3 protein-coding genes and 1 pseudogene are annotated in these 4309 nt (G+C 62.1%); 1 reads left to right on the top strand and 3 read right to left on the bottom strand.

The features are described from left to right. From JCM25143_RS20165 to JCM25143_RS14525, 3 genes and pseudogenes are all read right to left on the bottom strand, one after another. Window positions 1–589 (bottom strand): annotated as a pseudogene (locus JCM25143_RS20165) (radical SAM protein); the annotation flags it as partial. A gap of 83 nt (window positions 590–672) precedes the next feature. Then, window positions 673–1488: a diaminopimelate epimerase gene (dapF, locus tag JCM25143_RS14530; RefSeq protein ID WP_025861751.1), complete on the bottom strand. Its 816-nt coding sequence runs from the start codon at window positions 1486–1488 to the stop codon at window positions 673–675. 66 nt (window positions 1489–1554) lie between these two features. Continuing rightward, the gene (locus JCM25143_RS14525; protein WP_025861750.1) at window positions 1555–1968 is read right to left on the bottom strand and encodes a VOC family protein; all 414 of its coding nucleotides are present in this window, start codon (window positions 1966–1968) and stop codon (window positions 1555–1557) included. A gap of 199 nt (window positions 1969–2167) precedes the next feature. On the opposite strand from JCM25143_RS14525, the gene JCM25143_RS14520 reads away from it, so the two are divergent. Next, on the top strand, window positions 2168–4048 hold the full coding sequence (locus JCM25143_RS14520; RefSeq protein WP_234395345.1) for a hypothetical protein: 1881 nt from the start codon (window positions 2168–2170) through the stop codon (window positions 4046–4048). Window positions 4049–4309: the final 261 nt, after the last annotated feature.

Here is a 4309-nt window from a genome sequence, read left to right as displayed (position 1 = left end):
TCATGTCCACGCCGGTCAGCACGACCTCGCGGTAGCCTGAGCGCACGAGGGCGCGCACCTGCTCCACCACAGCGCCCACAGGCACAGAGCGCGAAGGCCCCCGCCCGAAGGAATAATGCAGAAGGTGCAGCGATGATCGCACCCCTGCTGCACCTGCACGAAGGCGCGCGTGCGCCCGGCAAACTCCGTAACCAGATGCGCCGCCGTTTCGCGCGCGGCCATAATGTCAGACACGGCGCGGGGCTCCGCCATGGCGGCGGGCGACCAGCTTTCGGCCTTCAGCTTTTCCTCATTCCCCAGCACGCGGGTGACACCCGGCAGGGCGGCCCAGCGGTCAGTCGATCTGGGCGGCGCAGCCCGTCACGACAATACGGGCATCGGGGTTGCGGCGATGCGCACGCCGGATAGCCTGCCGCGCCTGACGTTCGGCCTCGCCCGTAACCGCACAGGTATTGACGATAATGACATCACTACCGCCATCCGCCGTCTCGCCCAGCCCCTGCGCGTGGTTGCGCATGACTTCGCTTTCCCACGTATTCAGGCGGCAGCCGAATGTCAGGATTTCCGGGCCGGAGGCCGTATCAGCCACAACCCCGTCTTCCCCTGCGGGAAGAGCCAGCCCGGCGGTGTCCTCGGTAGGCGGCAGGGCCTGTTCCGAATCGGAGAGAGGGTTCATGACGGATAAGCGGCCAGATCGACCACCCCTTCAAAACTGGCGGTGGCAGGGCCGGTCATCAGCACATGGTAGTTGGCTGCCCATTCGATACGCAGCTCGCCGCCATCCAGCTCCACCGTGCACAGCCGCGCCCCCAGCCCCCGCCTTGCGGCATTGACCACAGCAGCACATGCGCCTGAGCCACAGGCCTCGGTCACCCCCGCACCGCGTTCATGCACTTTCAGGCGCATGCGGTCTGGAGCCTGCATGATGGCCAGCCCGATATTGGCCCGCTCGGGAAAAAGCGGATCATGCTCAAGGGCCGCCCCCTGATCGAGCAGGCTAAAATCCTCGACAAAGAAAGTCGCATGCGGGTTGCCCATGGACAGCGCCGCAGGCGCGCCCGGCAGCGGCAGGCTGAGCGTATCCATGGCCGTGGCCAGTGGTACGTCGCGCCAGTCCAGCCGGGGCTCGCCCATATCAACCGTTACCAGCCCCGAGGCCGTATCCACCGTAGCGGGCAGCAGGCCCGCGCGCGTCTGGAGCACAGGCGTTGCCAGCCCCTGCTGGCGGTGCAGCAGATCCGCCACACAGCGCGAGGCATTACCGCAGGCCCCGGCCTCGGACCCGTCAGGGTTGAAAAAGCGCACCAGTAAATCCGCACCCGGCAGGGTGGGAGGGGCCAGCGTTACAAGCTGGTCACAGCCGATACCACGCCTGCGATGCGCCAGCGCCGCCACGCAAGCGGGGGTCAGCGGCAGGGGGGCGGGGCGCTCATCGAGAATGACAAAATCATTCCCGAGCCCGTGCATTTTATGGAAGGCTGTCAGCATGGGCGCAGATATAAGCGAATTTGCACGCAAGCACCATGCCCGCGTGCAGGCTGTTACGCGAAAGGCTCAGACAAAGCGGCCCGGCGCACCACGCTCAAGCACCTCTATGCGGTAGCCATCCGGGTCTGTCAGGAAAAAGAACGTACCCACCACGCGCTGATTTTCGCCACTGCCATGGGTCATGGTCTTGACCGGCGTTACCGGGTGTCCGGCGGCACTCAGGCGATCATGTTCTGCCTGCGCATCGGCCACGCTTACGGCCAGATGCCCGTACGCCGTGCCCAGATCATACGGTTCCGCCCGTCCGTGGTTGATGGTCAGTTCCAGCTCGAACGGCCCGCCCTCGCCCGCCAGATAAACCAGCGTAAAGCCATCGAACACCAGTTTTTCGACCACATGCAGGTTTAACGTTTCTTTGTAAAAACGAACTGACCGTTCTTCTTCGAGAACGCGCAGCATGCTGTGGATGAGCCGTGCCATGACTGTTATCCTTTCGTCGTATAGGAAATATTAAAACTTTCGGCGTGCTTAAAGCATAAAGCGATGCACTGAAATTATTTTTTAAGGAGCTTTCCCTTTACGAGCTACCTGCGAAAATGGTTCAAACTGAATACAGTTCCATCACCCCAATACTTGAAACGCCGAGCGAATGCGCCATTTTAGCCCTCAGCTGCCATCCATGACCCTATTTGTAAAAATCGGCCTGTTCACGGGGACAGTTCTGGCGACAGCGCCCGTCCTGAGCAGCCTGCCCTGCCTTATTGGCCGCGCCAGCGCTGCTGATCTGGACGCGCTGGAAGAGCAGATCGCCAACATTCAAGCGCAGCAGCGGGCATTGCAAAAAGCGCTAGTTTCGGTTCAGCAGCAGGTCGCGGCCCATCGCGCGGCTACCGGGGGCGCCAGCCGGGCCGCACATCATGCGGTCAGTGGCACGGCGGCCCATCATGCGGCCCTGCAGGGTATTTCAGGCGTTGCCGATACATCAGAAGGCATAGGGCTGGCAGAACCCGAACCGGTCGTCAGCCACCACCGCTATGCAAGCGGGCCGGATGCACAGCCCGTGTTTTCCGGCGCACGTGATGTCCCCGAGGTCGAATCCGTTATCGGCCACAGGGCGGAAGACGTTGTCTCCCGTCTGGCGGAAAACAACGTAGGCCCCCACTCGCGTGAAACGGTAGGCGCACAGGCCGCCGGCGCTCTGGGCGACCACGGCGTGTTCCATATGGGACCTGTCACCCTCATTCTCGGTGGCTTTCTGGATGCGGCGGCGGTGGAAGAAAATCGCCACACCGCCAGCGGCACCTTCAATTTCTGGCAGGATATCCCCTTCCAGAACCAGTCTCGCTACCACACGAACAATTTTGAAGGCAGCGCGCGTTACAGTCGTATCTCGCTCATGGCGCGCGGCAATGTGGATGCCCACTCCACCATTTCAGGCTTTTTTGAAATGGATTTCGGCTCGGGCGCTTCCACCACCGATGCGTATGAGAGCAACAGCTATTCGCTCCGTATGCGCCAAGCCTATCTGGCGTATGACAACAGCGAGTATAACGTGCACTTCCTGGCTGGTCAGGCATGGAGCATGCTCACCCCCGGCCGTATCGGCATTACGCCGCGTCAGGAAAGTCTGCCCGAAACCATCGAATCCTCCATGCTGGCGGGTCAGACATGGGCGCGGCAGTTGCAGTTCCGCTTCGTCAAGGACTTCCTCAACCACCGGCTGTGGACGGGTCTTTCGATCGAAAACTCCGCAACGCTGTATAGCACGACCGGCCTGGGCACCTCGGGCTGCACCATCAACCAGACCAGCGGTCAGGTGTGTATGCCCGACGGGCAGACCGCCACGGTCGGCTATAATGGCGTGGGCCTGACCAACCCGGCCCTGTTCTCCAACGAAATCGCGCCTGACATCATCGGCAAGATCGCGTGGGACCCGCATTGGGGCCATTACGAAGTGGAAGGCATCCTGCACTTCCCGCATGACCGCGTAACCACGCCGGGCGTGGGCGGGCACAACAATACCGTTGTTGCAGGCGGTGGCGGCGGCTCCATGATTCTGCCGGTTATCCCCCACAAGGTGGAAGTCCGGCTGAACGGCATCGCGGGCTACGGTATCGGCCGCTACGGCTCGGTTATCCTGCCCGATGCCACGCTCAACGCCAATGGCTCTCCCTCTCCACTGCTGTCGGTGCAGGCCACGGGGGGCATTGTATCCCACCCCACGCCACGGCTCGATGTCTATGGTTTCTTTGGCTACCAGTCCTCTGGCCGCAGCTATTTCAACAGCGGCACCGGCGCTTACGGCTACGGCAACCCCAACGCGGATAATACCGGCTGCTATTCCGAACTTTCCACCGGCGGATGCACGGCCAACATTCACAGCGTGATGGAAGCCACCGCAGGGGCGTGGTACCGCTTCTTCAAAGGCAAATACGGCACCGTGCAGGGCGGCCTGCAGCTTGCCTACTCGCGTGTAAATGCCTGGAGCGGCAATGGCGGCGCACCCAACACAAGCCTGAGCGAAGTGTTCATGGATTTCCGCTACCTGCCTTTCCAATAAGACTTTATTGCGCCTGTGGTCGCCCGCGCACCCCCAGCGGGCCTTGCACGGGCGCAACACAGGCGAACCTGAAAAAGCATGAAGAGAGACAAGATGCTGGTCTTTCAAGGCCAGAGGCTATAATGGCCTTGTTCTTCTGCTGTTGCCTGGACTTAACGAATGCCCTTTCAGAACGCTCCCGCCCCCCTAGCACGTGCCCTGTCGGCGCGCGGGTTTGAAGCCCCCACCCCCCGTGCAGGCCGCCGTTGTGGCCCCGGAGGC

Origin of the sequence: Acetobacter papayae JCM 25143, assembly GCF_000613285.1 — a bacterium.
Lineage (GTDB): Bacteria > Pseudomonadota > Alphaproteobacteria > Acetobacterales > Acetobacteraceae > Acetobacter > Acetobacter papayae.
Note: the sequence above shows the minus strand (reverse complement) of the source record. Positions and strands in the feature narration are given on the sequence as shown.

Excerpts from the sequence above, each read along its gene's own strand:
- dapF (WP_025861751.1), bottom strand. The coding sequence starts at position 1,488 with ATGCTGACAGCCTTCCATAAAATGCACGGGCTCGGGAATGATTTTGTC.
- JCM25143_RS14525 (WP_025861750.1), bottom strand. The coding sequence starts at position 1,968 with ATGGCACGGCTCATCCACAGCATGCTGCGCGTTCTCGAAGAAGAACGG.
- JCM25143_RS14520 (WP_234395345.1), top strand. The coding sequence starts at position 2,168 with ATGACCCTATTTGTAAAAATCGGCCTGTTCACGGGGACAGTTCTGGCG.